Raw genomic sequence first — 26,796 nt, forward strand, 5'->3', positions numbered from 1 at the left:
TTTATAACGATATTTCAGAAGCAAGGCAAAGGTAAAATATGGACTGTTTTATTCAGCCCCATGCTTTTCTTTTTGCCATATCCTTGCTTTTTTGAAAGCAATAATCTTAACCAATAAAGAGTGAAAGATAATGGCTATTGATATGTTTATGAAGGTTGACGGAGTCACCGGCGAGTCTAAAGACTCAAACCACACTGGCTGGACTGATATCACCTCTTTCTCATGGGGTGCTTCTCAGCCAGGCAACATGTCTGTTGGCGGCGGCGGCGGTGCGGGTAAGGTTAACTTCAACGACCTGCACGTTAATGCACTGATTGACAAATCGACCACGGCGTTGCTGAAGAACTGCGCAAGCGGTAAACATCTCGCTAAAGTCGAACTCTCTATCTGTAAAGCGGGTGGCTCTCAGGTTGAGTATGCACGCATTACCCTGGAAGATGTTCTGGTTACCGCTGTAAATTACAATGGTTCCGACAACGGCGATACCCTGGGAATGACCTACTCCTTCCAGGCTTCTAAAGTGAAGCAGCAGTACTGGGAGCAGAGCTCTTCCGGCGGCAAAGGCGCAGAGAGCAGCGCCGGCTGGGACATCAAAGGCAACAAAGAAGCGTAATTCTGGTCAGCAGCCTCCCCTCAGGGGAGGCTATAAAGGAGTTTTGCGATGGTACATTTAAGACCTCAATTTTCGGCCGCCTGGAACCGCTTCTCAGAAGTTAATGTTCCCGTTGAGAAGGTTGGGGAAATATTGGGTGGTAAAGTAGAAGCGAATATCTCCTCCGGAATTTTCGAGAATGCCTGTCCCATCAGAATGAGCTATGTCCTTAATTACACTGGTGTTCCCATACCCGCCAACAGTCGTTATGCAACCGTGACGGGAAAAGACAAAAAGCGTTATATGTTTCGCGTCAACGATATGATGGACTTTTTAGTCGGCGCCTTCGGTCAGCCAGACCTGAACGTGACGTCACCAAAACCCGGTTCATTTAACGGTAAACAGGGAATTATTGTTTTTCAGGGCAGTGGCTGGAGCAATGCCCGCGGACACGTGACACTCTGGAATGGCAACATCTGTTCTGATACCTGTCACTTCCTGGGTGGCGCAGAAAATGGTAGTTTTGTTCCTGATGTTGCCTCCCTGTGGATACTAAAATGAAAAAATTCCTGATGTTATTTGCCCTGACGTTATCTCCAGCCGCGCTGGCGATATCGCCACCGGCGCCTGACTCATTCAGGCAACCGCAGATTTTCAGCAACTGGCTTCTGAACCGTTGTGCAGGTAAAGCTGCCACTGACAAGGCTTTTACCGATGATGCCTTTAAAAGCGCATCAGCCTGGTTAGAGGTAAGCCATCTCCCTGTTGAAGCTTTCAGCGAAGGCGATAAGTTAATCAATGCCTATCTGAAGATGAACCTGACTGGCTCGGTCACAGGAAACTTCAACATGATGAAATGCACGTTGCTTTCGCAAAGCCAGGATGCTGAGGCGCTTTACAATAAGTATAAGAAATAGCGTTTATTTTTAAGGGAATTAAAAGTTGAGGCAGCGCTAAACATCAGCAGCGAATTTTCAAAAGAGAATATGTTTAGTTAAATGAAGCCGATAATTAATCCTGAAGTTGAGCAGTGTAGTGTAAATTACTCTTATACGGAACTTGCCACATGATGAACAAAGTAAGTCATTTGATTATGATGGTGCTTATAGTTTCACCTTCATTTGCTTTGGCGAAGTCAGTTTCACACTTTGAAGGGAAAATATTCAAAGCGGATATTGAATATGGTTGTGATGAAGGAAACGTCACCTGTGATGACGTTTCGCTTAAGTCAACCAGAGTAAAAGACAATTCATCGATATTTCTTAAAGGTGAAACGATAAATTCAAATTGTCCTGACGTCTGCGACTTCCGGGGTTATCGCTTTACTAACGGCCAGTATGATTATTCTTTTTATCCAAGCCAGAAGGGCAACGGCCTCTGGGATTATATCGTAACCTTTAAAAGTAAAGTTATTGCTCGGGATCTTGGGGTGATTAAATAACATCGCTTATAAAAATTCTTGCATATTGAGCCTGCACTTGCTCTCAGACATAGGTGTGTTATTACAGGTGATATTTTTAATGAGAACTTATTTTTCTTTGTTGCTGTGTGTCACAGTTTTTTATGTTTCCCCCGTCTACGCAACCAGTGATTGCTCAAGCGGCAATAATGATCAGGAAGTTTATACCTGTGCCCAGAAAAACAGGAACGAAACTGAGCTTGATTTAAACAAAGAATATAAGCTGGCTAAGATCAGAGTTGAAACGCTTTTTAAAGGTGACAACAAAGAGTTAAGCCAGTATATGGATGCGTTTACTGAAGCACAACGAGCCTGGCTGAAGTATAGAGAGAATGATTGTAAACTGGCTTCTTATGCTGCAGATAAGGGAAGTGATTTAAGTAACGCTAATATTAATATGTGTACTTCTGAACTTAACGAGCAAAGAATTAAAAAACTTAAGTTAATTCCTTATCATTGATGGTACAGACTGCTGAGAAAAATATGAAGAGACTGCATAAATTGGCTTTAATCACTGTGTCTCTTTGCATCAGCGCTTCAGCGCTCGCTGAAGATACCTGTGCAAAACAGCCTTCAGACGGTGCGCTATTTCAGTGTACTGTTCAGCAGAAGAAGTTGGCGGAAGATGACCTCAACAAAGAATACCAGACGGCTAAAAAACGCATTGTAAAGATGTACGGCACGCAGAAAAAACTGGCTGATGACTATGTCGCCACGCTGGTGGATACCCAGCGTAACTGGCTGAAGTATCGTGATGGTCAGTGCAAGCTGGAAGCCTTTGCCGCTGAAGAAGGCAGCAATGCGAATGCGGTTGCCACCAACCTCTGTGTTATCCGCATCGACAAAGAACGCACTGCTATTCTGAAGCAACTGCCTTACTGATTATGTCGTCGTGCTCAGGGTTTACAGGCTGGGCACGATATTCTCTATGAATATCACTCTCTGCATTACGCTTTAATCCCGTTTTTTCAATGCCGGTAAATAATTCTGCATAAATGATATTTCAGCAGAGTGGTTTCTGGTGATTGTAATGCAATCATCTTTGCAGCTATTTTAATGTTTACCCTGTATGTTAATTAAAAATAAGCCGTTAACGCAGCTTCATCTTCTTAAATAAATATAACTCTACCTCTGTTTAAAAAATTGAATTAATCCAGTGGCAGAGTAATTAAAAAACAACTCCCAAAATTAAATCCCCCCGCTCTCTATACCCCGCGCCTTTCCTTGAGAGGTGCGCGGTATAGATGCCGAACCGCTAACCGCAGGAATCCGTTATGCGCTTTACGATAATAACGACTAAACCCGGCCAACAGCCGCCGCAAACTCATTGTGATTTCTTTCCGCCTGGCGGCACCATTGGTCGTGGTGTGGATAATAATCTGGTGCTGCCGGATGACGATCGCACACTCTCCCGCCTGCAGGCGATTGTACACATCACGGCAAATGGCGAATGTCGCCTGACCAACCGTGGCAATGTGACGCGCGTGTTACTCAACGATATTCCGCTGGAACGCGGACGTCAGGTTGAGCTGCAGGATGGAGACATACTGGGCATCGATGATTACCAATTGCTGGTCAGCGATCTCAACAGTGCACAGCAACCGCAGAGTGAAAGAGCTGTTCCGCGTCCTGAGCCGGTGCAGCCCGTAGCACCCGCTCGCGAACCGGCAGCGGAAAAAGCCAGCACCACCGCCGCCATTCCCAGCGAAATCTGGGACAGCCTGGCGAAAGAGTTTTCGATTTCGGACGATCTCTCTAAACGCAAAGCTGCGCCAGAGATGCCTGAGGCCCATCCGCTGACTGCGCCCGCTCGTCCTGACCGAAATCCGGAAGATCCGCTGGCTCAGCTGATTAACGATGCGCCGCTGGATTATGGGCAGCAGCCAAAAAACAGCAGCCTGTTTGATGAAGGCGATGCGCTGTTCGGGCAGCAGAGTATTTTTGACGACCGGACGCCAAGCACGCTGTCTGCTCAGCAAAACACGGCGCCACCGCAGACTGAAACGCCTGCCGCTGAACTTGATCCGCTGAGCCTTTTTGACGGCGAGAGCAGTACGGATGCGCGCAACCATGATGATCCGCTGGGTCTGATGATGGGCAACGCGGTACCGCTGGCGCAGCCGGAGCTGACGACGCCGAAGCCGGCCACGTTGCATGTACCACCTCAACCGGTGGCAAAAAATGAGCCGATGGCCGCACGTCCATCGGAGCAGGATCCCGCCAGCCTGACCGACACCGATCACTCACCGTTGTTCAGCTTCGACGAATCACAGCATGAGACTCATAGCCAGCCTCACCCTGAGGCACAGCAGCAGACACAGCTGATTGACGAGGAACTGCCCGGCCAGTCTGACGCGGTAAATCCACAGATCGATTACGGCGGAATTACGCTGCCCACGCCGCAGGCGGTACAGCGTACGCCATCACCGACGCCGAAAGGGCGGTTGCGCATCGATCCCGTAGCTTCCGGTCGCCACCATGCCGCCGCTGCGCACCCGACGACACCCAGCGAAAGCAGCGGTGATGCTCTCAAGGGCGAACTACTGGATGCGTTGCTGGAGGGAATGGGTCTGCGCGACCTGCAGCCGACGCCGCAATTTGACCGTGAGCAGATGCTGCAATTCGGGCAGATGCTGAGCATGTTTTCGCAGGGCACGGTGGCGCTGCTCTCATCGCGTTCGATCCTCAAGCGCGGTGTGAAGGCTGACATGACGGTGATCCTCGACGACGCCAACAACCCGTTCAAGCTGCTGCCTTCAGGCAAAACCGTCTTAATGCAGATGTTTGGCAGCCGGATGCCGGGCTTTATGCCGCCGCGTCAGGCTGTGCGTGATGCGCTGATCGATCTGCAGGCGCACCAGCTGGGCATGATCGCCGGTATCCGCGCCATCATCGCCTCAATGCTGCAATCCTTTAACCCGGAGCAGCTGGAGGAGGAGGCGCGTCAGGCGGGATCGGTGTCACGTATCGGCCTGCCGGGCAGCCGTAAAGCGGCGCTCTGGGAGCATTTTGTTGAGCGCTACGGCGAGACGGCGGGCGAGATCGAAGACGATTTCCACACCCTGTTCGGCGAAGCGTTCCTGCACGCCTATGACCTGGAAGTTAATCAGTACAAAGACTCACAAACCCACACGGATGACGCATGAATATCACTATTGCCTCGACGTCGAATCAGGGCGATCGCGCCAGTAATCAGGATCAGATCGGTGATGTCATCGGTAAGCGCTCGGCCTGCTTTGTGGTCTGCGACGGTGTGGCCGGATTTCCCGGCGGGGACATCGCGGCATCGATTGCCCGCAGCAGCCTGCTGCAGTCGTTTGATGGCGATGCGCATCTCAATGCGCAGTCGATTCGTAACTACGTCAATCAGGCGAATCACGCCATCCGTCAGCAGCAGAAAGCCAGCAGCGAACACAGCCGGATGGGCACTACGCTGGTCAGCCTGTTCATTGACCGCGACTACCATCTGGCCTGCTGGGCCCATGCAGGCGACAGCCGCCTCTATCTGTTCCGTCGCGGCTATCTCTATCTTGTCACCACCGACCACAGCCTGGTGCAGCAGATGAAAGATGCCGGGCATCGCACCGAAGGCATTAACAGCAATCTGCTCTATTTTGCGCTGGGGATGGGCGATGAGCAGCGTGACGCCAGCTACAGCGAGGTGGTCGGGATTGAAGATGGCGACGCCTTTTTACTCTGCACCGATGGTTTCTGGCACGGCGTGACGCTGGAACAGATGCAGCAGTCGCTGCACATGGTGAATACGCCGGAAGAGTGGCTGACGCTGATGCAGCAAATCATCAGGAACGATCAGCCGGATCAGGGGCAGCAGGATAATTTCAGCGCGCTGGCCGTCTGGATTGGATCACCTCAGGACACCACCTTGCTGCACTCGCTCTCTGAAGCGGCGCAGTTCTTCCCTCTGCGAGATTGAGAACGCCAACATGAAATATGGATTACTGGGTCTGGCTGCGCTGCTGCTCAGCACGCAGGCTTATGCTGAAAACTATCGCATCGTACAGTCCCCGGCACAGAAACTGGATGTCTGGATTGATGACGTAAAAAACAATCAGCTGTCGAGCTGGTGTAACAGCACCATTAACCTGCGCATCGTAACCCTGGGCGAAAAAAACGCCGCGGTGCTGAAAGATTTTCTGCCGCGCGTTGCCGGACTGATGGCGTCACAGTGTAAACCGCTGCAACAGTTGCACTGGCAACTGACCGATGCGCAGGGGAGTGAAATCGCTACTGGCAGCGCCGCCCGTGCGCAGCAGTGGAAAACCGTGGTGACGCCGCCCGCGACGCAGCCGGTCCAGCCGACGGCTACAGCGGTCCCCGCAGACGCACTACGCAACGCCGCTCAGGCCGACACGTCGCCGTGGCTGCAATTCAGTCTGCTGGACGGATGCCATTTCCGTACCTGGTGGCAGCACCCGGCACAGGGCAGCGCGCTGTTTGTTCCGGCAAATCAGGGGCTGATCTGCGGTTCGGATGGCTGGCTCAGCGGACACAGCCGACTGACGCAACAGGGTAACGGCGCACCTGCGGCAGTCGGCGTGACCTTCCTGCAGGGTTTTCCGGTGATGGGGTTGAGCAATCAGTCGCCCACTGCCGAACTGCACATCACCACGGTCAACAGTGAACGCATGGTGCTGAGCAATGAAAAATCCCCGGACAGCTGGCTGATTCTGCCGTTCAGCAACCGCTTTAACGGCTGGCAGGCAACGCGTCAGGTGGTGGTGCAGATGCCCGTCAGCGAAGCCGCCGATCAGAGTGCGCTGCAGGCGCGTCTGCAGGAAGTCCGTAAAGTCTGGTCGCCGTGGATCAGCGGCGATGCCGCGCTGAGCGTGCAGCTGGTGGAAAAACTCCATCCTGAACTGAAAGATCCCGCCGCTGCGGTCTACCGCACCCTTAACTGACGCAAAAGGAGTTTGCATGGAATCCTTACAACACCGTCTGGCCAGCGCCACCCTCGGCGAGACGCTCGCTGACGTGACCCGCCAGATTCAGGCGAATCCGGCGAATGCTGACCTGCGGGCCGCCTTTGTGCAGCTGCTCTGTCTTTCAGGCAACTGGTCGCGCGCGCAGACGCAGCTGCAATCCTGGCTGGCGTTAAGCCCGCAGGCGCAACCGACAGTTAATCTGCTGCAACAGGCGATCGCCGGTGAGCTGCAGCGTGACGCGGTGCTGCGTGGCGAGGCCGGGCCGGTGCTGCCGGGCAGCGCCTGGCACTGGTGCAACACGCTGCTGGCCGCCTTAAAGGCCGAAACGGCGGGTGATGTCGCGCGCGGCAGCACGCTGCGGGCTGAAGCGCTTGAGCTCGCGGCGGCCAATCCCGGCACCGCGACGCAGCAGGATCAGCCCACCGCATTCAGCTGGCTGATGGATGGCGACAGCCGTTTCGGGCCAGTGTGTGAAGTTATCAGTCAGGGCCGTTATTACTGGATCCCGTTTGCCGCCATTCGTGAGATGCAGTTTCAGGCACCCGCCAGCGTCACCGATCTGGTGTGGCGTCACACGCGTGTGCAGCTGGTTGATGGCAGTGAGCAGGTGTGCCAGATCCCGGCGCGCTATCCGCTGCTGGCGGCATCTGACGAACGTTTTCTGCGCGCCAGCGTCACCGAATGGCAGCCGCTGGGTGAGGATCCGGACCAGTTTATCGGCCAGGGACAAAAAATGTGGCTCAGCGACAGCGCGGAATTCTCGCTGCTGAGCCTGCAGCAGGTCGCGTTTGACAACGTTGAGTCCGCCGATGAGCCATGATTCAGGCGCGCACAATGACGGCTATGCCCAGCTGCATGGCGGCTTTCGCGCGCGCAAAAAGCGCGATGCTTTAACCGCCCGCGACAAGCTGCAATCCTCGCTGCTGGATCGCCTGACCGACAACGCGCCGGATAAACAGCAGGAGGCGGACAACAGCATGCTGATCACTCACAGCACGCTGCGCCGCCACGTACTGCGCGATCTGCAGTGGCTGTTCAACACCATCAACAACGAAGCGCAGCAGGATCTCAGCGGCTTTGACCAGGTGCAGCGCTCTGTCTGGAACTTCGGCGTGGCACCGCTGGCCGGGCAGAACGTCTCTGATATCGAATGGCAGGATATGCAGCGCAAAATGACCAACGCCATTCTGCACTTCGAGCCGCGCATTCTGCCGCAGGGTTTACAGGTGCGCTGCGTCAGCGATCTCGGCTCGCTCAGCCTGCACAACGTGCTGTCGATTGAGATCAAAGGGCGGCTCTGGTGCGTGCCTTATCCGCTGGCGTTTCTGTTCCGCACTCAGGTTGATCTGGAGAGCGGCCATTTCGAACTACAGGATGCAGGGTAATCATGGACAGCAATCTGCTCGACTATTACAACCGTGAACTGGCCTACCTGCGTGAGATGGGGGCCGAGTTCGCTGCGCGCTATCCTAAAGTGGCAGGACGTCTTGGCATGCGCGGCATTGACGTGGCGGACCCTTATGTCGAGCGGCTGATGGAAGGTTTTGCCTTCCTGACGTCGCGCGTGCAGCTGAAGATGGATGCGGAGTTTCCGCGTTTCTCGCAGCGTCTGCTGGAGATGATTGCGCCATCCTATCTCTCGCCAACGCCGTCAATGGCGATCGCTCAGCTGACGCCGGACAGCCGCAAAGGCGACATCACCCAGGGCTTTCGCGTGCCGCGCGGCACCATGATGGAGAGCCAGAACCTGAAAAAAACCGGCGTGACCTGCAGCTACACCACCGCGCACGATGTGGTACTGCATCCGCTGCGCATCAGTGAAGCCAGTCTCGGCGGCGTGCCCGGCGATCTGCCCTCTGGCGAGCTGAAACTCGGCGGTCTGGGCGCGGTCAGTGCGCTGCGTATCCGCATCAGCTGCGAAGGGATCTCCTCGCTTAGCCAGCTCAGCGTGGACGATCTGATGCTGTTTCTCAGCGGCCCGGATATCCAGGCACTGAAACTACTGGAGCTGCTGATGCAGCACCGGGTGGGCATCGTGCTGCAGTCGGTTGAGAAGCGTCCGCAGCGTCAGGTGCTGACAGATGACGCGTTACAGCAGCAGGGCTTTGCGCCGGAGCAGGCGCTGCTGCCGGACGATCTGCGCAACTTTGACGGCTATCGTCTGTTGCAGGAGTATTTCGCCTTTCCGGCGCGCTTCCAGTTTATCAGTCTGAGCCAGCTGGCCCCGTTTCTGCGCCGCTGCGACAATGCCATGGCGTTCGACATCATCATTCTGCTCGACAAAGCGGACAGCGCACTGGAAAGCGTGGTTGATCACAGCCATCTGGCGCTGCACTGCACGCCTGTCATCAATCTGTTTCCGAAAACCGCCGAGCGCCTGAAGGTCAGCGACAGCCAGCATGAATATCATCTGGTGGTAGATAACATCCGTCCGCTGGATTATGAGGTGCACTCGGTGCAGCGGCTGTTCGCTACGGTAGAGGGCAAGCGCGAAGAGCAGGTTTTCCGTCCGTTCTGGAGCACCTTCAGCGGTGACCAGGGCGATTACGGTGCCTATTTTTCACTGCGCCGCGAACAGCGCACGCTGTCCGAGCAGGCGCAGCGCTACGGCACGCGCACCGGTTACATCGGCTCAGAAGTCTTTCTGTCGCTGGTGGATGAGCATCACGCGCCGTGGCACGACGAGGTGCGCTATCTCTCCGCCGACGTGATGTGCACCAGTCGCGATCTGCCGCTGATGCTGCAGCAGGATCAGGGTAACTTCGTGATGCCGGACTCCATTCCGGTATCGGAGCTGAAGCTGTGCAAAGGGCCGACGCCTCCGCGTCCGGCGCTGGCCGAGGGACTTTCCGCGTGGCGGCTGATCAGCCATCTGCAGATGAACTACCTCAGCCTGATGGACAGCAGCGACGGAGAAGGCGCGGCGGCGCTGCGTCAGCTGCTGAGCCTCTACGCCAACCTGGCGGAAGCGCCGGTCGCCCGTCAGATTGACGGCATCCGCCACTGCACGCTCAGCGCGGTCAACCGCCGCGTGCCGGAGCCGGGCCCGGTGGTGTTTGCGCGCGGTGTCAGCATCACGCTGGAAGTGGATGAGCAGGCGTTTTCGGGTGCCAGCCCGTGGCTGTTCGGCAGCGTGCTGGAGCGGGTCTGTGGCCGCCTTGTGGCGCTGAACAGCTTCACGGAGTTCACCCTGAACAGCCAGCAGCGTGGAGAAGTGGGCTACTGGCCGCCGCGCATGGGCCGGAAAGCGCTGATATGAGTGGCGAAAAGGTGATTTCGCTGCCCCGGCTCACCCGTCTGCCGGATGATTTCTGGCAGCGGGTGATGGCCGCGCCGTGGCGCTACGATCTGTTCCAGCTGCTGCGGCGGCTGGATGCGCAGGGCGGTCAGCGCTATCCGCTGGGCCGTGCGCCGCTGCCGAAGTTCGAATCGGTGCGCATCGGTCAGACACCGTCACTGGCGTTTGCGCCCGCCACCGTCGCCAGCGCCACGCCGCGTGACGAGGCGGGACGTCATGAGCTCTCCATCTACAGCTTCGGCCTGTTTGGCCCCAACGGCCCGCTGCCGACCCATCTGACCGAATATGTGCATGAACGTATCGTGCATCATCAGGATCACAGCCTCTCGGCGTTTGCTGACCTGTTTCACCATCGCGCCACGCTGCTTTTTTATCGTGCCTGGGCCGATGCGCAGCCGACCGTGTCGCTGGATCGCCCCGACGACAGTCGCTTCCTGAACTATCTCGCCTGCCTGGCGGGCATCGGTTTACCGGCCCAGCAGCAGGCCAGCTCGCTCAGCCTCCATGCCCGGCTGATGCTGGTGGGCCATCTCAGCCGCCACGGCCACGATGCTGAAGGGCTGGTGCGCATTCTGCGTCACTACTTTGGCGTGCCGGTCAGGCTGACGCAGAACCTGCCGCACTGGCTGACGCTGGACAGCCGCGATCAGGCCCGACTGGGCGCGGGACGCCATATGCCCCGGCTGGGCGCTTCTGCGTTTCTCGGCGTGGCGGTGCGCGATGTGCAGCACCGTTTTCGCCTGCACCTGGGACCGCTCAGCGCCGCGCAGTATGCCCGTTTTCTGCCGGATGCCCCCGGCGCGTGTGAAGTACGCGACTGGGTGCGTCACTACCTCGGCATTGAAATGCAGTGGGATCTCAGCCTGATCCTGGCCGCTGACGAGGTACAGGGTGTGACGCTGGGTGGAACTGCCCGACTCGGCTATACCAGCTGGCTGGGGCTCGCGCCGCAGTCGCAAGATCGTGAAGATTTTATGTTTGAGGTTGAGGCTGCTTCGCGCTAGCCCAGCCGCTTTCCCTGTTACACAGCCTGCGTCTTTCATTGAAGAGAGCCCCCTATGTCAGAAATCAGCCGTGCCGTGCTATTCGGCAAACTGGATACGCTGTTATTTACCTCGCTGGAAAGCGCCACCGCCTTTTGCAAACTGCGCGGCAATCCCTATGTCGAGCTGGTGCACTGGCTGCATCAGCTGATGCAGCAGCAGGATGGTGACTTACAGCAGGTCATCACACATTTTTCACTGGATGAAAAGGCCCTGACTCAGGATATCGTTGCCGCGCTGGATCGCCTGCCGCGCGGTGCCAGTGCGGTCTCCGACCTCTCCGAGCATATCGACAGCGCCGTTGAACGGGCGTGGGTTTACGCCTCGCTGAAATATGGCGCGACCCGCATTCGCGGCGGCCATCTGCTTATCGGCATGCTGAAAACCTTCAACCTGGCCAGCGTGCTGAAAGGCATCTCCGGTCAGTTCAGCCGCGTCAACGCCGATGCGCTGCTGGCGGAGTTCGACACGCTGCTCAGCAACAGCAAGGAAGCACAGCAGGTGCTGAGCGCACCGGCGGATGCTGGCGGCGCACCGCCCGCCGCCAGTGGCAGTACGCTGGCACAATATGCGCAGGACCTGACGGCGCGCGCCCGTGAAGGCCGCATTGATCCGGTAACCGGACGTGACGACGAAATCCGCCAGATGGTCGATATCCTGATGCGTCGCCGCCAGAACAACCCGTTGCTGACCGGCGAAGCGGGCGTCGGCAAAACCGCGGTGGTCGAAGGCCTTGCGCTGCGTATCGCGGCGGGCGATGTGCCTGCGCCGCTGCGCGATGTGCAGCTCTGGCTGCTGGACATCGGCATGCTGCAGGCGGGTGCCGGCATGAAAGGGGAGTTTGAAGCGCGACTGCAGGCGCTGATCAATGAGGTGCAGTCCAGCCCGACGCCGATTGTGCTGTTTGTTGATGAGATCCACACCCTGGTCGGGGCAGGCGGTCAGCAGGGCACCGGTGATGCCGCCAACCTGCTGAAACCGGCGCTGGCACGTGGACAGCTGCGCACCATCGGCGCGACCACCTGGGCTGAATACAAAAAGTACATCGAGAAAGATCCGGCGCTGACCCGTCGCTTCCAGACCGTGCAGGTGCAGGAGCCGGATGAAGCCAAAGCGATTCTGATGCTCCGCAGCACCGTCAGCGCGCTGGAGAAACATCATCGGGTGCTGTTGCTGGATGATGCGGTCAGTGCGGCGGTGAAACTGTCGCATCGCTACATTCCGGCGCGCCAGCTGCCTGACAAAGCGGTGGCGCTGCTGGATACCGCCTGCGCCCGCGTAGCGGTCAGCCAGGGTGCGCAGCCCGCGGCGCTGGAAGATTGTCTGCACCGCCTGGCGGCGCTGGAGATTGAAGCGGAGATCATTGAACGTGAAATCCGGGTGGGCCTGGGCGACGCCACCCGCCAGCAGGCGATTGCAGCACAGCGCACTGCGCTGGAAGCCGAGCGGGATGCGCTGCAACAGCGCTGGCTGCAGGAGCGCGAACTGGTCGAGACGCTGATTGCGTTGCGCGCCCGCTGTGTGACAGAAGAGGATGCGGCGCTGCGTGCACAGCGTGATGCGACGCAGCAGCAGCTTACTGCGCTGCAGGGCGACACGCCGCTGCTGTTTGCCGCCGTCGATGCAGGCGTGGTGGCTGCCGTGGTCTCTGACTGGACCGGTATTCCGCTGGGCAGAATGGTGAAGAATGAGATCGACGCGGTGCTGAATCTGGCCGATACCCTGAACCAGCGGGTCATCGGCCAGCGTCACGGTCTGGATCTGATCGCCAGACGGGTACGCACCTCGCGCGCGCGCCTTGATAATCCCAACAAGCCGGTCGGTGTGTTTATGCTGTGCGGGCCTTCCGGTGTCGGTAAAACCGAGACCGCGCTGGCGCTGGCCGAGTCGCTGTACGGCGGCGAGCAGAACATCATCACCATCAACATGAGTGAGTTTCAGGAGGCGCACACCGTCTCGACGCTGAAAGGCGCACCGCCGGGCTACGTCGGCTACGGCGAGGGCGGCGTGCTGACCGAAGCCGTTCGCCGTCGTCCCTACAGCGTGGTGCTGCTGGATGAGATTGAGAAAGCCCATCCGGATGTGCATGAGCTCTTCTTCCAGGTGTTTGATAAAGGCTGGATGGAGGATGGCGAAGGCCGGCACATCGATTTCCGCAACACCATCATCATTCTGACCTCCAATGTCGGCACGCAGTTAATCAGCGCGATGTGTGCCGATCCTGAACTGATGCCCGATCCCGATGCCCTGAGCACCGCGCTGCGTAAACCGCTGCTGGAGGTGTTCCCGCCTGCGCTGTTGGGCCGTCTGCTGGTGGTGCCTTACTACCCGCTCAGCGACGCGATGCTGGCGGAGATTGTGCGGCTGCAGCTGGCGCGCATTGTGCGTCGTCTGGCCGAGAACCACGGCATTGAGGCGCAGATCGACGAGTCAGTGGTGAGCCAGATCGTTCAGCGCTGCACCGAAGTCGAGTCGGGCGGTCGCATGGTGGATGCCATCCTTACCAACACGCTGTTGCCACAGATGAGCCAGATCCTGCTGAGCGCCCACGCCCGTGATGAACGCTATCGCCGCGTCGATGTGCGTTGTGAGCAGGGTGAATTTGTCTGCCAGTTCGCGGTTTAAAGCCTGGCTATCAGAGAGTAATCGAATATGTCGGAACATGATCAACCCCTGAATGTCCCCAACGCCTTGCCGCTGGGTTACCGCTTCAATGAGTTTGAAATCAAAGAGGTCATCGGCGGTGGCGGCTTTGGCATCGTCTATCGCGCCTGGGATCACCAGCTGGAACGTGATATCGCCATCAAAGAGTTTATGCCCGCCTCACTGGCGGTCCGTAGCGATGATCTGAATCTGGTGCTGCGCAGCGAACGGTTCAGCAAAACCTTTCACGCCGGACTGAATAGCTTTATTCAGGAGGCGCGTCTGCTGGCGCGCTTTAATCATCCCAACCTGCTGCACGTGCTGCGTTTCTGGGTGCAGAACGACACCGCCTACATGGGCACGGTGTTCTACAGCGGCACCACGCTCTCGAACTTCAGCGAACGTAATCCGCAGTCGGTAAATGAGGCCTGGATCCGTCGCATGTTGCCACCGCTGCTGGGCGCGATCAAAACCATCCATGAAGCGGGCTATCTGCACCGCGATATTTCGCTGGATAACGTCCAGATTCAGAGCAGTGGCGAGCCGATCCTGCTGGACTTCGGGTCGGCGCGTAAAACTATCGGCAATCTGTCGGATGAGAGCGAGACGATGCTGCGTCCCGGCTATGCACCGATTGAGCAGTACAGCGACAACGATGAGAGCGAGCAGGGCGCGTGGACCGATATTTACGCGCTGGGCGCGGTGCTGCATACCCTGATCACCGGTGCGCCGCCGCCGGTCAGCGTGGTGCGCAGCATCGAAGATAACTACCAGCCGCTGGTGCAGCGCCGTATGGCAGGCTACTCGACTGCGCTGCTGAGCGCCGTCGATCGTGCGCTGGCGCTGAAACCGGAAGATCGTCCGCAGAGCATTGATGATTTTGCTGCGCTGATGGCGCTGCCGGAACGTGAACCGGAACCGCTGCTCAGCGCAAAAATGAGCGGACCGGGCACCATGCTGGTGCCGATTGAAGAAGAAGAGGAGGTCATCAAACCCGCCTCTAAACTGAAAACGCTGCTGGGACACCGCTTTGCACTGCCGGGCCTGGTTGCCGCTGGCGTGCTGGTCGGCCTGGGCGCCGGTCTGCTGATGTCACGCGGCAACGAGCAGTCACCGCCGGATGAGATGGCGCAGAACAGCGCACCTTCCGCCGCTGTCGCGCCGGTTAACCAGCCGGTTGCCGCGCCTCCGACTCAGACTGAGGCCCCGCCGGATACCGTTGCCAGCACTCCGGCTCAGACGTCTGAGCCCGCGCAGACCGCCGCGCGTGAACCTGATCCACAACCGGCACCACCGCCCGCTCCGGTCGCCCAGGTCTATATCCGTCTGCAGCAGGGTGAACGCGTTCAGGTGAACGGTCAGCCGCAGGCGCTGGTGCCGGCGGTGAATGGCTTCGCCACGCTGCAGCTGGCGCCGGGCAACTACACCTTCGCCATCAGCGGCCAGAGTGGCACCCGCGAACAAACGCTGAACATCAGTGAAGAAGGTGTCTGGTTGCTCGATCCACACAGTTAATAGTCAGGGATTACTTATGTTCTCACGCATTACCGCACAGCTGCCGGCGGACGGCCTGCTGTTCCATACGCTTAAGGGCACCGAGACGCTGTCCCGTCCGTTTGTGCTCACCGCTGAACTGCTGGCCACCGACGCGCGCATCGACCGCCACGCCCTGCTGGGGAAGCCGGTGACGTTTACGCTGCCGACCGATGGCCTGATGAACGCGCTGAGCCCGCGCTACCTCAACGGCAAAATCACCCGGGTGGCGGTGCGCAGCCAGGAGCTGAGCGGCACCCGCTACGCGGTCTATGAGCTGACGGTCGAGCCGGACCTGTGGCCGATGAAGCGCGACCGCAACCTGCGCATCTTCCAAAGCCAGACGGTGCCGCAGATTGTGCAGACGCTGCTGAAGGAGTACGGGGTCAATGTGGAGACGCGCCTGGCGGGCAGCTACCGGGTGTGGGAGTACTGCGTGCAGTATCAGGAGAGCAGCCTGGACTTTATCAGCCGCCTGATGGAGCTGGAGGGGATTTACTACTTCTTCCGCCACGAGGCGGACAGACACACGCTGGTGCTGTGCGACGCGCCGGATCAGCATCAGGCGTTTCCGGGCTATGAGACCATTGCCTATCACGTCACCCCGTCGGGCGGCGTCGTCACTGAAGAGGGCATCAGCCAGTGGTCGCTGGCGGAGAGCGTGACGCCGGGCATCTACAGCACCGACGACTATGACTTCCGCAAGCCGAACGCCTGGATGCTGCAGGCGCGGCAGAACCCGGCGTCGCCGGTGCCGGGCTCGGTGGACGTTTATGACTGGCCGGGCCATTTTGTCGACCACAGCCACGGCGAGTCCTACGCGCGCATCCGTCAGGAGGTGTGGCAGGCCGAGCACCACAGCGTCAGCGGGTCGGGCACGGCCACCGGCATCGCGCCGGGCTTTACCTTCTCGATCATCAACGCGCCGCACTTCAGCGACAACGGCGAGTATCTGGTGACCTCGGCGACCTATGACTTTGCCGAAAACAGTTACGCCAGCGGCGACACCGGCGACAGCCGTCACAACATCCACTTCACGGTGCTGCCGTCGTCAGTGACCTACCGCACGCCGCCGGAAACGGCGTGGCCGAAAACGCACGGCCCGCAGACCGCGAAGGTGGTGGGACCCAAAGGCGAGTCGATCTGGACCGACCGCTACGGCCGGGTAAAGGTGAAGTTTCACTGGGACCGGCTGGCGAAGGGCGATGACACCAGCTCCTGCTGGGTGCGCGTCTCCAGCGCCTGGGCGGGCCAGGGATTTGGCGGGGTGCAGATCCCGCGAGTGAACGACGAAGTGGTGGTGGACTTCATCAACGGCGATCCGGATCGTCCGCTGATCATCGGCCGGGTTTACAACGAGGCGAGCATGCCGCCGTGGGCGCTGCCGGCAGCGGCGACGCAGATGGGCTTTTTAAGCCGGTCGAAGGATGGCACGGCGGACACCGCGAACGCGCTGAGGTTTGAGGATAAGTCGGGTGAGGAACATCTGTGGATTCAGGCACAGAAGAACATGGATACGCATGTTAAAAATGACGCCAGCCATTCAGTCGCCAACAATCACAGCCATTACGCGGGCGGCAATGAGCTCTACCGTGTCGAAACCAACCGTGTCCACGGTGTAAAAGGGGGCGAAGAGCGGCTGACCGGTAAGGGCAAACTCGATGCGGTGGTCGATACCTATGTAGTGGGTTCGGGCACCAAACTTCGCCTTGAATGCGGAGAGAGTGCTATCGAACTTAATGCGAATGGTCAGATCAATATTGTGGGCAAGGGCTTCAATATTTTTGTGCAGGGTGATGGTCATATCACCACCTCTGGCGGCAAACTGAACCTGAACACGGATGGCGCGAAGCCGGGCACAAGCGCACCGGGCTCCAGTCATAAACAGAATATCAGCCAGGCCGTAGAGAATCTGTTCCCGCCGAAGCAGAAAGGACAGGCGGCTCCGGCTGCGCCAAAAGCTGCGGCGGCACCGGCGAAAGGGGCGGCTGCACCGTTAAAACAAACCGCTAATTCGGATGACGCTAAGAAACTTGATGACAGTGTTGTTCGATCAATTATGAAGTCAGAAGGAGCGGGTGGTGAACAGGGCGGTGTTCCGGAAATGTACGGTTTCAGAAAAGGATTTGGGCCTGCATATAAAGATATCGCAGCCGCCAGGAAGAAGTATGGTCAGGGGAGTGATGAAGAATTTGAGGTGGTGTCAAAATATATGAACCAGACAGCCCAAAAAGCCGGGGCGCTTAATTTTAGTGATCCAGGAAAACAAGCAGCCGTTATGTCATTAGCACACATGAGAGGAGTGGGAGGTGCTCAGGCTATACTCAATTCTATGAGTGGTGATGATATCGTCAAATCTTCACAACTCACTGAAAAATCTATTGACTATGTTGAAAAAATGGGTTCTTCTGAATTCCAAAATGACCTTGTCAGCGCCAGATTGAATTATGACAAGGCTATATATGGTTCAACCACTACGGTGAAAAATGGTGTTTCATATAACTGGTGGGATCATTATTCAACCGGTTTGACTAAGCGCTATACCAATGAAGCTGCTGAATTTTTGAAGTTTTCAGGTGAATGAAATGAATCTATTTATTAAGTTATTTTTTCTGGTTGTTTTTACAGGTGGCTCAATAGGTGTTGCAACAGCATCGGATACTCAGACGGCTTATTCTCAGTATAATAACCTGAATAGTGTTTCAGCTATTTTTAATGACCAGAAAGTCGTTTCCAGTTTAAAATCTGTTTTAGGCAGCGAGTACAGTGACTTTAGCCAGAATTTTGATGTATTTGGCGAGCCTCACAAAACAGCTAAGGGGGGTATATTTGTCGAGGGCTGGTTAAAAGATCTTTATCTTGAGCAGGCTTCAGCATTTGTTATACAGCCTGACGGTAAAGTGTATGCTGCATGGATGCTGCCTGAAGATAATAAAATACATTATGTAAGCAATGATCGTGCAAATAATAAAATGCAGGAAGATATTGCGAGTTGGGCAAAGCGTTTTGATAAAGAACAGTCAGTTACTCCTGCTAAAAACCAAAAAGAAATGCAAAGCAATGGCGAGAAAGTTTTCGAGACGGAAAAATTCAAAATCAGAATAACGTCGCTTTGCCCTGTGGGTTCGGAGTGTAATGACGTTAGTTATGAGGGTGTAAGGAAATCAGATGGGGCAGTTGTCAGATTAAAAGGCAAAGCCATGAAAAGTGATTGTGATCAAGCATCCTGCCCGGTGTTGAGTTATAAATTCCGTAATCATGATGCAACCTATATTATCAATAATGTAATTAGTAATCTTACTGTTGTTGTTAATAATAAAATCGTACTATCTGAAGACGGAAAATGGAAGAGTGATTCCGAGTAATTAAATTTCTGTGTGATGGTGTGCTAATTTTACGCACTATCACACACGATTTTTGCACATCATATATAAATGGATTTTTAAAGTGGCAGATCTTAAATATAATTTATTTTTCGATTAAGTGTGCTGCTGTCTGTTATTTTTTATGCTCATTGTGTAATGGCGGATTATTTCAGTACTGAACTGAATGCCTCTGACTTTCGTATAATTATTAATCATCATTGTTTTGCTTTAGGTGAAGATTGTAGCAGTTAAACTCAGAAGCAGGCGGGCACGCAGATAAGTGAAAACTTTGACTATGACAATAACCTAATCTGTGAAAAGCGTGATGGCAACTCGCTCAGCCAGGCGCTGTAACTCTAAATTTACCTAATCTTAACGGCTGGATTAATAGGGTTAATGATTGTCTGGATTTTAAAGGTTAATCAAATGAATAAAGTTGGATTTAGCTTAGCGGTTTTGTTGTCAATTTCTTCATTATCCTTGTTTGCTACTGATAATTTTACTGGTCAGTGGAGTGGGCAAGAGAAAAATGATAATGGATCATTATATTCCACTCTAACATTAAAGTTAAAACAGAATAATAATAACATAACGGGTAGTTATTGTTATGTGACAAGGGGCGGAAATAAAATAGATTGCCCTGATGATAATGACAGCAATCTCAAAGGCACTACAAATGGTAAAAATGCTTTGGTTGAATTTGATTCTTCATTTGGCGGAATGAAGGGTAAAGCAAATTTAGAACTTAAAGATAATAAAGTTTTATGGAAATTAATCAAAGACCCTGAGAATGGGGGTTTTTATGCGCCAAAAACCTATAATCTTGACAAAGATGTTAGTGAAGGGGATTTAAAATCAGATATGAAGGTTTTGTCTACATCTGATTTCACGATTACTTTATTGAATAGCTGTGGGGATTTTTATACTGTGTGTGATAAGGTTAAATACATAGGCCTCAGAAATAAAGATGGAAAACAAATTACTCTTGAAGGTAAAACTACGCAGCCTGTAAACTCAAATAAAGCTGAAGGGATGCTTTTCAATAATAGCGGTGTAGATTATGTTGTGAGCTTTAATCCGCTTGAATTGAAGGTGGTACAGGGTAATAAAACGCTTGTTAAGCAAGGTGGCAAGTGGGAATGATAATTTTCATTATCACTCAAGTGAGATCTTTACTGTATTTCAATTAATAAGAATGACATTATAATAATGTTATGGGTTTCATTAGGGTGGTGATGAGTACTCTCCACCCCACATAATGTTGAAGTGTGAGTAATTTCTTTAATTTAAAATATTTTAATTACGTTGCTCTTAGTGATTAAATACCCTTCTTGTTTTCTATTGTCAACCCCCGATAAAAACATAATGATTGTAAACCGTTATTTCGCCAGCATTATATTTGTGCCTGTCCTCATGGTTTTATCCTGCATTGCCAGGGCTGAATCCAGCACGGAATTGACCGTTCCTGCTCTTAACGAGGGCGATTTTTCCGTTCTGCTAAACGACTATGCTTTCACTCCCGGAGACACATGGAGCAATGAAAGCTTCATACGGGCTGGTAAGGCTCTGAGTTCAGTTCTGGCCGGAGAAGTGGCTATCAATAACCAGCAGTACAACTACTTCCAGCATAGCTATGACGGCTTTGAGTTGTTCAGCGCTGCGGCGGCTGGAGATGCCAGCCACACGGTTCTGGCTGAGATCCTACTGGAAAATGCCAATGTTCCGACGTCCCGAAATATAAAGGTAGGCGATAGCCTGGAACAGGTTCAGCAAGCCTATGGACCCGGAAAAGAAGATAACAGTGATAATCAGCACTGGCTTGTCTACCAGTCGAGCGGGAAACAGTTGATGTTCCAGATTGACCAGGGAAAAGTCAGCTGCATCATGTTGAAAACAGATATGGGTGCAGAGCAAAGCGAAATCAGCGCTGACCAGGCTATCAGCGCTGCAACCGAAGCAATTCATACCTGGCAACTGACCACCCTCGATGAGAAATGCCTGCGATATGATCTTGACGACAGCAGTGATGAAAGTTTCTTTGTCATTACGGTTCGTGAAGATAATCACGACGACAGTTGCGGTGGCGATCCTGATATTACGCATCGACTTTTCGACATTAAAGTTGCGCGTGATAATACACAGATACTCACTAATGCCGATAACGTTGATGGCGAATACCATAGCCTGATTCCACCCGCCACAAACAATTAATAAAACGGACACCCAATATGAATTATCAGTTCAATGAGGGCGCCTTTGCGCTTTTTCCTGCTGCCTGGCAGGACACCACCATGAATATTCTCCGCGATGAAGCCAGTGGGCTGGCCTGGGTTGTGAGCCGTGGTGTTATTTCTGAGGGCAGTGATGCGGAAAAAGAGTTCCAGCGTCAGTGGGACACATTGCGGAGTCAGATGGGCCATATCCAGCAGACTGAATTTGTACGTTTGATGGCAGGTGTGGATAACACATTACACGCGGTAGAAGTTGAAACCGTATTTGACCGTAACGGGCAAGCCGTGTGGCAGAAACAGCTGGCTACACAGGTGCCTGACTCGAACATCTTAATGATTTTTACGCTATCAGCCATGCGTCCATTCAATGAAGAGGATGGACAGCGCTGGAGTGCATTTAAACAAAGCCTGAGTCTGAACAATCCACGGAAAGCATAACCTATGGATAACCCTGCTGCCCGCGTGGGCGACGAGATCATTCACTCCAGCATTTTCGCTGATATCACAAGCATTGTTGCGGAAGGTGCGGCCTATGCCGTCATTGGTGCCGCAGTGGGTGCTGCTATCGTCTCGGCAGCGCCTCTGCTGGGCACAGGGGCGGCAGCGGCGAGTGTAGCAGCCGTGGGTAACAGTTGCCTGCTCAGCGGTATTCTGGGTGGTGTACTGGCCAATGCCGTTGGTCTGTCACAGGAGATCAGCAAAGCGGCCGATGGGCTGGGAAACATGATATTCCCGCCGTCACCTGCCGGAGTAATCGCCACTGGATCAGTGAATGTCTACGTTAATGGTCTTTTAGCCGCACGCGCGGCCGGGATGCTCACGCCCGGCGAGACACCGCCACCGGAACCACAATCGCCGCAGAGCTTCGCCGACTATGGCGGCATGTTGCTCTCTGCGGTCGGCCAGTTTGGCAGTGCAATGTGGCAGCCCACGGTAGCCTCCGCCGATGCGGGCACCTCTCCGCTGGAGCAGGACAAAGTGGCCTGTGAAAAACACAGCGCACCGCAATATCTGGCTCAGGGATCGAAAAGCGTCTTTATCAATGGCCAGCCTGCAGTGCGCGCAAAGGATAAAACCACCTGTGACGCCACCGTGAGCGACGATGTTTCCCCCAATGTCATCATTGGTGGTGAAACCGTCACGGTCAGAGAGATCAAAAGTGGCAAGGTGCCAGGTCTGGCCGTGATGATGATCGGCCTTTCCCTCATCCGTGGTCGCCCCAGTCAGATCATCAAAAACATGCCCTGCGCGCTGGCCGGTGCCGTGGGCGGTATGGCGGCGGACATGGCTATCAATGCGGCCTTCTCGTCGCTGTTTCCGGTTCATGCGGCGACCGGCGTCAAAGTCCTTAATGATGATGCCGAGCGCGATTTTTCCCTTCCAGGACGTTTCCCGCTCAGTTTTCAGCGCAGCTATAACAGTCTGACTCAGCGCGCTGGCTTGTTTGGTCAGAGCTGGGCCACGGTGTTTGACAGCTACCTGACGCTGGAAGGGAATCGGGCGACCTGGTTTGATGACAACGGGCGCGAACTGAGTTTTGACGTTCCCGGTGAAAAAGAGGTGCTCTACAGCATCAGCGAAGGGCTGATGGTGCGCCGCAACGAGTCTGGCGATATCGCCATTGCCGATGATGACGGTGCGGTATGGCGTCTTTACAGGCGCACGGCCGCTGATCCGCAGGTGCTGCGCCTGGCTTCACTGAGCGACGAGTACGGTAATGCGCTGGAGATGGGCTGGGATGAACAGGCCCGCCTGGTGCGTATCCATGACGCGCCGCTGGCGATTGACGTCACGCTGCACTACGACGACAAACAGCACGCGCGGCGTCCGACATCAGCCAGCCATTTTGATGGCGATCAGCACTGGTCATTAGCACGCTGGACCTACAATGATCGGGGCCAGCTTGCCAGCGTTACTGATGCCGCAGGCGTTGTCTCACGACGCTTCCGTTACAACGACGAAGGGTTAATGGTCTGGCACCAACTGCCGGGCGGGCTGGAGAGTGAATATCGCTGGCAGAAGCTGGATCACTGGCGCGTTGTAGAAAACCGCACCAACAGCGGTGATGGCTGCCACATGCATTACGATCTTGAGGCGGGCATCACGCGCGTGTCGACCTATGACGGTCAGCAGCGCGAACACCACTGGAATGCCGCGGGGCTCATCACCTGTTTTATCGATGAGCGTGGTGAGAAATGGCGTTATGAGTGGGATGAAAACGAACTCCTGACGCGTCGCATCGATCCGCTGGGCAACGCGGTGAGCTTCACCTATGACGATCTGGGCAACCGTGTTGAAGAGAAGGATGCTGACGGTGGTGTGCAGGCGGTGCAATGGCTGTCACACCGTTCGCTGCCCACGGTTGTTGCCGGAGCAGACGGTTCCACAACGAAATACTATTACGATCCCCATCACGGCCTTGAACGCGTTGTTGATGCGCTCGGGCAAAGCACGCTCTATCAGCGGGATGAGTTCGGACTGGTTGTCGAAGAGACTGACGCAGCAGGTAATAGCTACCGCCGTGAGTTTAATGATGCCGGCCAGGTTATCCGTGAAACCGACTGTTCAGGGCTGACCACGCGCTACCGTTATCATCCCCTGGGCTGGCTCAGCTGTGTCATCGCGCCGGATGGTGAAGAAACCCGTTATCACTATGACGCAGCAGGCCGTCCTCTTCAGCTGGAACGCGCAGAAGGATGGGAAGAGCGGTTGCACTGGAGTGAAAACGGACTGCCGCTGGCCTATGAATCGGCTGATGGCAAGCGCAGTGAATTCCGTTACGACAATGTCGGGCGATTGATCGCCAACCGTAATGCGCAGGGTGAGACGGTTCAGCGAAGCTGGGACAGCCGTGGCCGGTTGACGGCGCTGCAAAATGAGAACGGCGAGCAGTATCAGTTCGAGTGGGGCGCAGATTCTCTGTTGCTGGCCCAGGTCGGGCTGGATGGCGTTGCCACACGATATGACTATGATGCGGCGGGCCGCACGGTATCACGCACCTTTGCCGCCGGACATCCTCAGTCCATTACCCATCGCTATCACTGGAGCCGTGCGGGGCAACTGCTGGCGCGATCCACGCCGGAAGGCCAGACGCGCTATCACTACAGCGGTGGGGGGCAACTGGGCAAAGTGTCGCAGCATCTGCCGCTGTCTGACACCGAGTGGAGCCAGCAGGCCGAGCAGGAGATCACCTTTAAGTATGATGCGCTGGGCCGCATCGTTGCTGAGCAGGGGGAGCAGGGCGAACTGGCGTGGGAGTATGACGCGCTGGGCAACTGCACTGCCCTGACGCTGCCGGATGGCCGCAACCTGAAGCAGCTTTATTATGGTAGCGGGCATCTGCTGAGCATCGCATTAGACAACCTGCCGGTCACGGAATTTACCCGGGATACACTGCATCGGGAGCTGAGCCGGACGCAGGGCGGCCTGACCATGCGCAGTGAGTACGATCGCTTAGGCAGACTGCGCCGCCGTGACGTGTTTAAGGGTGACTCACAGCGTCCTGCACCGCGCGTCTGGTCCCGCCGACGCGAATTCGATTACGGCAACAACCTGATCCGTGAAGAGCGCGACGATAATCCTTTCAGCCAGACATTATGGAACTACGATAACGCCGGGCGGCTGTTGTCTCAGGACGGTGCGCAGCCGGGTAATGAACAGTGGCGCTGGGATAGCGCAGGCAACCCGCTGGATCGCCATACTGCCGCACATGTCCTGCACAACCGTGTCACCGAACTGAACGGTATCCGCTGGCAATATGACATTCATGGCCGTACCACTGAGAAAGATGACGGGCACACCCGCTGGCGTTATCGCTACGATGGTGAGCATCGCCTGACGGACGTCATCAGCGAGCCACGGGACCGTAATAAGCCGCGCACTAAGGTGAGTTTCCGCTACGATCCGCTTGGGCGCCGCATCAGTAAAACCAGCCAGCAGCTGTTGCAGGGAAGACCGTCGGGGAACGCCGTCACGACGCGCTTTGTGTGGGAAGGCTACCGCCTGCTGCAGGAAATCCACGACGGGATCCCGCTGACCTACGTTTACAGCGACAGTCAGAGCTATGAGCCGCTGGCCCGTATTGATGGTGTTGAAAGCCCAGAGATTTACTGGTTCCATAATGCGGCCAACGGAATGCCGGAGCTGCTGACTGACGGTGAAGGGCAAAAAGCCTGGGAAGGAATTAACAGCCCTTGGGGCAAGCTGCTGCGCGAGTCCAGCCAGCGTGTTCCTGTGGTGGAGCAGAACCTGCGTATGCAGGGCCAGTACCTGGACCGGGAAACAGGACTGCACTACAATCTGTTTCGATATTATGATCCGGACAGCGGACGATTTACCCAGCAGGACCCGATAGGGCTGGCGGGCGGGATCAACCTCTACCAGTATGCGCCGAACGCGCTGGGTTGGGTGGATCCATGGGGTTTGATGAAGTGTAAAGACCCTGCGAAAGAAGCGACGAAGTGGCAGGGGCCAGGGAATAGAGATTATCCAGGCATCGATGTTTATGAGAATACGGTTATAAAAAAAGGGACGATACTTTATGCTCTTCATCCTAATGGAGATCGGTTACCTGCTTATACTGTAAGCCATCCTACAGTCAGGCAGTATAAAGGTGATCCACTTGGCTATCATAAAGCTTTGCAAGTTATGCTAGACCCAGCATTTACAATGCGTTCAAAGGTGAGAGCTTACTACGTTACCGAAGATATATATGTAGCCAGAGGACGTGCTGAAGCTAATGCTCAGTATGGTCGAGGAGGGGGGCTACAGTTTTATATACCGGAAGAGGCTCGGCTTAAACTGAAACCTGGAAAAGTAATTGATATATGAAAAAAATGATTTTAGAAGAGAATGGTGCTTTGCTTGTAGATGGAAGTAAAATAGAACTTTCTTCTTACGAAAAATTTATTAATTCTTCGTTTTTTAAATCATCTGATGATCTTATAAGTGTAGGGGAATATTATTTTTCTGCAAAAAATGTCATGTGGCACAATGAACCGTTCCATGTGCAATTTAGGCCTGCTATTTTTTCTATTAATAAGAGCGTGTTCCTGATCAGTAAAACTGGTTATTTTTATAAAAACATTAATAATTGGGAAAAAAGAGCAAATTTAAACGTTTTAATTGATGAAGAGAAAAGATTGTATGAGTGGATGATGAAAAAGTATCCAAATAATTACAAGGGTGAATTAAAAGATCCTCCTTATGGTCATGTTTGGGAATTTTCATGGGGTGAGATGACAGTACAGTCTAATGAAAGATCATTTACGTGTGGGATATATATTGAGTGGAGATAAATTTAAAGTTAATCACCCTGTTAATATATTAATGCGTAGTGCTATTGCAGAAAATTATAATGTAGGGCGTTAAGGTTTAACTATTAATCTTGGTAAGGATTATAAATGCCTGCAGGCACTACGATATTCAAGGACGAACGATTGAAAAAGATGACGGGCATGCCTGTTAGCGCTATTGCTACTATGGTGACTACCGCCTGAATAATGTTATTTTTGATGTCAATTTATTTTAAAGGTTTTTTATGATGGAGTGTGGTTCTGCTATTATATGTCCTTGGTGAAAGGTTAAGTAGAATAACTATTGTTCTTTTGTTTAATTAAAACATGATGCTTTTTTAGCGTATTACATGCTTATTGATATGTAATCCTGTTGCGGTAATGACTGGGCCTGC

The 26,796-nt window shown here is 54.6% G+C and carries 22 protein-coding genes; all 22 read left to right on the forward strand.

Annotated elements, in window-relative coordinates; translation table 11 throughout:
• Positions 1-130: 130 nt before the first annotated feature.
• The 22 genes from ACMGGP_RS06795 to ACMGGP_RS06900 all read left to right on the forward strand — a co-directional run bounded on the left by ACMGGP_RS06795 (position 131) and on the right by ACMGGP_RS06900 (position 26,404).
• Complete coding sequence (locus ACMGGP_RS06795) at positions 131-613, forward strand: Hcp family type VI secretion system effector (protein WP_010246100.1); 483 nt, start codon at positions 131-133, stop codon at positions 611-613.
• 48 nt (positions 614-661) lie between these two features.
• On the forward strand, positions 662-1,153 hold the full coding sequence (locus ACMGGP_RS06800; RefSeq protein ID WP_010246097.1) for a type VI secretion system amidase effector protein Tae4: 492 nt from the start codon (positions 662-664) through the stop codon (positions 1,151-1,153).
• The gene (locus tag ACMGGP_RS06805; RefSeq protein WP_010246094.1) at positions 1,150-1,509 is read left to right on the forward strand and encodes a T6SS amidase immunity protein Tai4 family protein; all 360 of its coding nucleotides are present in this window, start codon (positions 1,150-1,152) and stop codon (positions 1,507-1,509) included. Before ACMGGP_RS06800 ends, ACMGGP_RS06805 begins: the two co-directional genes overlap by 4 nt.
• Positions 1,510-1,658: 149 nt before the next feature.
• Complete coding sequence (locus ACMGGP_RS06810) at positions 1,659-2,033, forward strand: hypothetical protein (protein ID WP_010246091.1); 375 nt, start codon at positions 1,659-1,661, stop codon at positions 2,031-2,033.
• Between the two features lie 79 nt (positions 2,034-2,112).
• Positions 2,113-2,511, forward strand: coding sequence for a lysozyme inhibitor LprI family protein (locus ACMGGP_RS06815; protein ID WP_064691204.1), 399 nt, complete (start codon positions 2,113-2,115; stop codon positions 2,509-2,511).
• Between the two features lie 23 nt (positions 2,512-2,534).
• Positions 2,535-2,933, forward strand: coding sequence for a lysozyme inhibitor LprI family protein (locus tag ACMGGP_RS06820; protein WP_029519559.1), 399 nt, complete (start codon positions 2,535-2,537; stop codon positions 2,931-2,933).
• Positions 2,934-3,325: 392 nt separating this feature from the next.
• On the forward strand, positions 3,326-5,197 hold the full coding sequence (tagH, locus tag ACMGGP_RS06825) for a type VI secretion system-associated FHA domain protein TagH (RefSeq protein ID WP_498798292.1): 1,872 nt from the start codon (positions 3,326-3,328) through the stop codon (positions 5,195-5,197).
• Positions 5,194-5,985: a PP2C family protein-serine/threonine phosphatase gene (locus ACMGGP_RS06830; RefSeq protein WP_010246078.1), complete on the forward strand. Its 792-nt coding sequence runs from the start codon at positions 5,194-5,196 to the stop codon at positions 5,983-5,985. Before tagH ends, ACMGGP_RS06830 begins: the two co-directional genes overlap by 4 nt.
• Before the next feature lie 10 nt (positions 5,986-5,995).
• Entirely contained in the window at positions 5,996-6,970 is a 975-nt protein-coding gene (locus tag ACMGGP_RS06835; RefSeq protein ID WP_033767004.1) for a hypothetical protein, read from the forward strand.
• Between the two features lie 16 nt (positions 6,971-6,986).
• Positions 6,987-7,814, forward strand: a complete 828-nt coding sequence (locus ACMGGP_RS06840; RefSeq protein ID WP_498798293.1) for a type VI secretion system accessory protein TagJ — start codon at positions 6,987-6,989, stop codon at positions 7,812-7,814.
• Entirely contained in the window at positions 7,804-8,379 is a 576-nt protein-coding gene (tssE, locus tag ACMGGP_RS06845; protein WP_010669907.1) for a type VI secretion system baseplate subunit TssE, read from the forward strand. The genes ACMGGP_RS06840 and tssE overlap by 11 nt, the downstream gene beginning before the upstream one ends.
• Before the next feature lie 2 nt (positions 8,380-8,381).
• Positions 8,382-10,253, forward strand: a complete 1,872-nt coding sequence (gene tssF / locus ACMGGP_RS06850; protein WP_010669908.1) for a type VI secretion system baseplate subunit TssF — start codon at positions 8,382-8,384, stop codon at positions 10,251-10,253.
• The gene (gene tssG, locus ACMGGP_RS06855; protein WP_050680026.1) at positions 10,250-11,296 is read left to right on the forward strand and encodes a type VI secretion system baseplate subunit TssG; all 1,047 of its coding nucleotides are present in this window, start codon (positions 10,250-10,252) and stop codon (positions 11,294-11,296) included. The genes tssF and tssG overlap by 4 nt, the downstream gene beginning before the upstream one ends.
• A gap of 54 nt (positions 11,297-11,350) precedes the next feature.
• On the forward strand, positions 11,351-13,960 hold the full coding sequence (gene tssH / locus ACMGGP_RS06860) for a type VI secretion system ATPase TssH (RefSeq protein WP_498798294.1): 2,610 nt from the start codon (positions 11,351-11,353) through the stop codon (positions 13,958-13,960).
• 27 nt (positions 13,961-13,987) lie between these two features.
• Entirely contained in the window at positions 13,988-15,493 is a 1,506-nt protein-coding gene (locus tag ACMGGP_RS06865) for a serine/threonine protein kinase (protein WP_159226338.1), read from the forward strand.
• 16 nt (positions 15,494-15,509) lie between these two features.
• Positions 15,510-18,095: a type VI secretion system Vgr family protein gene (locus ACMGGP_RS06870; protein WP_498798295.1), complete on the forward strand. Its 2,586-nt coding sequence runs from the start codon at positions 15,510-15,512 to the stop codon at positions 18,093-18,095.
• 1 nt (position 18,096) lies between these two features.
• Positions 18,097-18,876, forward strand: coding sequence for an Ivy family c-type lysozyme inhibitor (locus ACMGGP_RS06875; protein ID WP_137241378.1), 780 nt, complete (start codon positions 18,097-18,099; stop codon positions 18,874-18,876).
• 426 nt (positions 18,877-19,302) lie between these two features.
• Positions 19,303-20,019, forward strand: coding sequence for a hypothetical protein (locus ACMGGP_RS06880; protein WP_498798296.1), 717 nt, complete (start codon positions 19,303-19,305; stop codon positions 20,017-20,019).
• 222 nt (positions 20,020-20,241) lie between these two features.
• Positions 20,242-21,087: a hypothetical protein gene (locus tag ACMGGP_RS06885; RefSeq protein ID WP_425014030.1), complete on the forward strand. Its 846-nt coding sequence runs from the start codon at positions 20,242-20,244 to the stop codon at positions 21,085-21,087.
• A gap of 17 nt (positions 21,088-21,104) precedes the next feature.
• Positions 21,105-21,545, forward strand: a complete 441-nt coding sequence (locus tag ACMGGP_RS06890) for a DcrB-related protein (RefSeq protein ID WP_163637191.1) — start codon at positions 21,105-21,107, stop codon at positions 21,543-21,545.
• A 3-nt stretch (positions 21,546-21,548) separates the two neighbouring features.
• Positions 21,549-25,937 (forward strand): RHS repeat-associated core domain-containing protein, encoded by a 4,389-nt coding sequence (locus ACMGGP_RS06895; RefSeq protein WP_498798297.1) that lies wholly within the window; start codon positions 21,549-21,551, stop codon positions 25,935-25,937.
• Positions 25,934-26,404, forward strand: a complete 471-nt coding sequence (locus ACMGGP_RS06900) for a hypothetical protein (protein WP_235765019.1) — start codon at positions 25,934-25,936, stop codon at positions 26,402-26,404. Before ACMGGP_RS06895 ends, ACMGGP_RS06900 begins: the two co-directional genes overlap by 4 nt.
• The last annotated feature ends 392 nt before the right edge of the window (positions 26,405-26,796 follow it).

Source organism: Curtobacterium sp. BNK-1 (assembly GCF_048685235.1).
GTDB lineage: Bacteria > Pseudomonadota > Gammaproteobacteria > Enterobacterales > Enterobacteriaceae > Pantoea > Pantoea agglomerans.

What these genes read in the sequence shown, in the direction of transcription:
- ACMGGP_RS06895 (WP_498798297.1), top strand. Translation starts at nt 21,549, where the DNA reads ATGGATAACCCTGCTGCCCGCGTGGGCGACGAGATCATTCACTCCAGC.
- ACMGGP_RS06805 (WP_010246094.1), top strand. Translation starts at nt 1,150, where the DNA reads ATGAAAAAATTCCTGATGTTATTTGCCCTGACGTTATCTCCAGCCGCG.
- ACMGGP_RS06840 (WP_498798293.1), top strand. Translation starts at nt 6,987, where the DNA reads ATGGAATCCTTACAACACCGTCTGGCCAGCGCCACCCTCGGCGAGACG.
- ACMGGP_RS06885 (WP_425014030.1), top strand. Translation starts at nt 20,242, where the DNA reads ATGATTGTAAACCGTTATTTCGCCAGCATTATATTTGTGCCTGTCCTC.
- ACMGGP_RS06820 (WP_029519559.1), top strand. Translation starts at nt 2,535, where the DNA reads ATGAAGAGACTGCATAAATTGGCTTTAATCACTGTGTCTCTTTGCATC.
- tssG (WP_050680026.1), top strand. Translation starts at nt 10,250, where the DNA reads ATGAGTGGCGAAAAGGTGATTTCGCTGCCCCGGCTCACCCGTCTGCCG.
- tagH (WP_498798292.1), top strand. Translation starts at nt 3,326, where the DNA reads ATGCGCTTTACGATAATAACGACTAAACCCGGCCAACAGCCGCCGCAA.
- tssF (WP_010669908.1), top strand. Translation starts at nt 8,382, where the DNA reads ATGGACAGCAATCTGCTCGACTATTACAACCGTGAACTGGCCTACCTG.
- ACMGGP_RS06870 (WP_498798295.1), top strand. Translation starts at nt 15,510, where the DNA reads ATGTTCTCACGCATTACCGCACAGCTGCCGGCGGACGGCCTGCTGTTC.
- ACMGGP_RS06890 (WP_163637191.1), top strand. Translation starts at nt 21,105, where the DNA reads ATGAATTATCAGTTCAATGAGGGCGCCTTTGCGCTTTTTCCTGCTGCC.
- ACMGGP_RS06810 (WP_010246091.1), top strand. Translation starts at nt 1,659, where the DNA reads ATGATGAACAAAGTAAGTCATTTGATTATGATGGTGCTTATAGTTTCA.
- ACMGGP_RS06830 (WP_010246078.1), top strand. Translation starts at nt 5,194, where the DNA reads ATGAATATCACTATTGCCTCGACGTCGAATCAGGGCGATCGCGCCAGT.
- ACMGGP_RS06875 (WP_137241378.1), top strand. Translation starts at nt 18,097, where the DNA reads ATGAATCTATTTATTAAGTTATTTTTTCTGGTTGTTTTTACAGGTGGC.
- ACMGGP_RS06865 (WP_159226338.1), top strand. Translation starts at nt 13,988, where the DNA reads ATGTCGGAACATGATCAACCCCTGAATGTCCCCAACGCCTTGCCGCTG.
- tssH (WP_498798294.1), top strand. Translation starts at nt 11,351, where the DNA reads ATGTCAGAAATCAGCCGTGCCGTGCTATTCGGCAAACTGGATACGCTG.
- ACMGGP_RS06880 (WP_498798296.1), top strand. Translation starts at nt 19,303, where the DNA reads ATGAATAAAGTTGGATTTAGCTTAGCGGTTTTGTTGTCAATTTCTTCA.
- ACMGGP_RS06900 (WP_235765019.1), top strand. Translation starts at nt 25,934, where the DNA reads ATGAAAAAAATGATTTTAGAAGAGAATGGTGCTTTGCTTGTAGATGGA.
- ACMGGP_RS06815 (WP_064691204.1), top strand. Translation starts at nt 2,113, where the DNA reads ATGAGAACTTATTTTTCTTTGTTGCTGTGTGTCACAGTTTTTTATGTT.
- ACMGGP_RS06795 (WP_010246100.1), top strand. Translation starts at nt 131, where the DNA reads ATGGCTATTGATATGTTTATGAAGGTTGACGGAGTCACCGGCGAGTCT.
- tssE (WP_010669907.1), top strand. Translation starts at nt 7,804, where the DNA reads ATGAGCCATGATTCAGGCGCGCACAATGACGGCTATGCCCAGCTGCAT.
- ACMGGP_RS06800 (WP_010246097.1), top strand. Translation starts at nt 662, where the DNA reads ATGGTACATTTAAGACCTCAATTTTCGGCCGCCTGGAACCGCTTCTCA.
- ACMGGP_RS06835 (WP_033767004.1), top strand. Translation starts at nt 5,996, where the DNA reads ATGAAATATGGATTACTGGGTCTGGCTGCGCTGCTGCTCAGCACGCAG.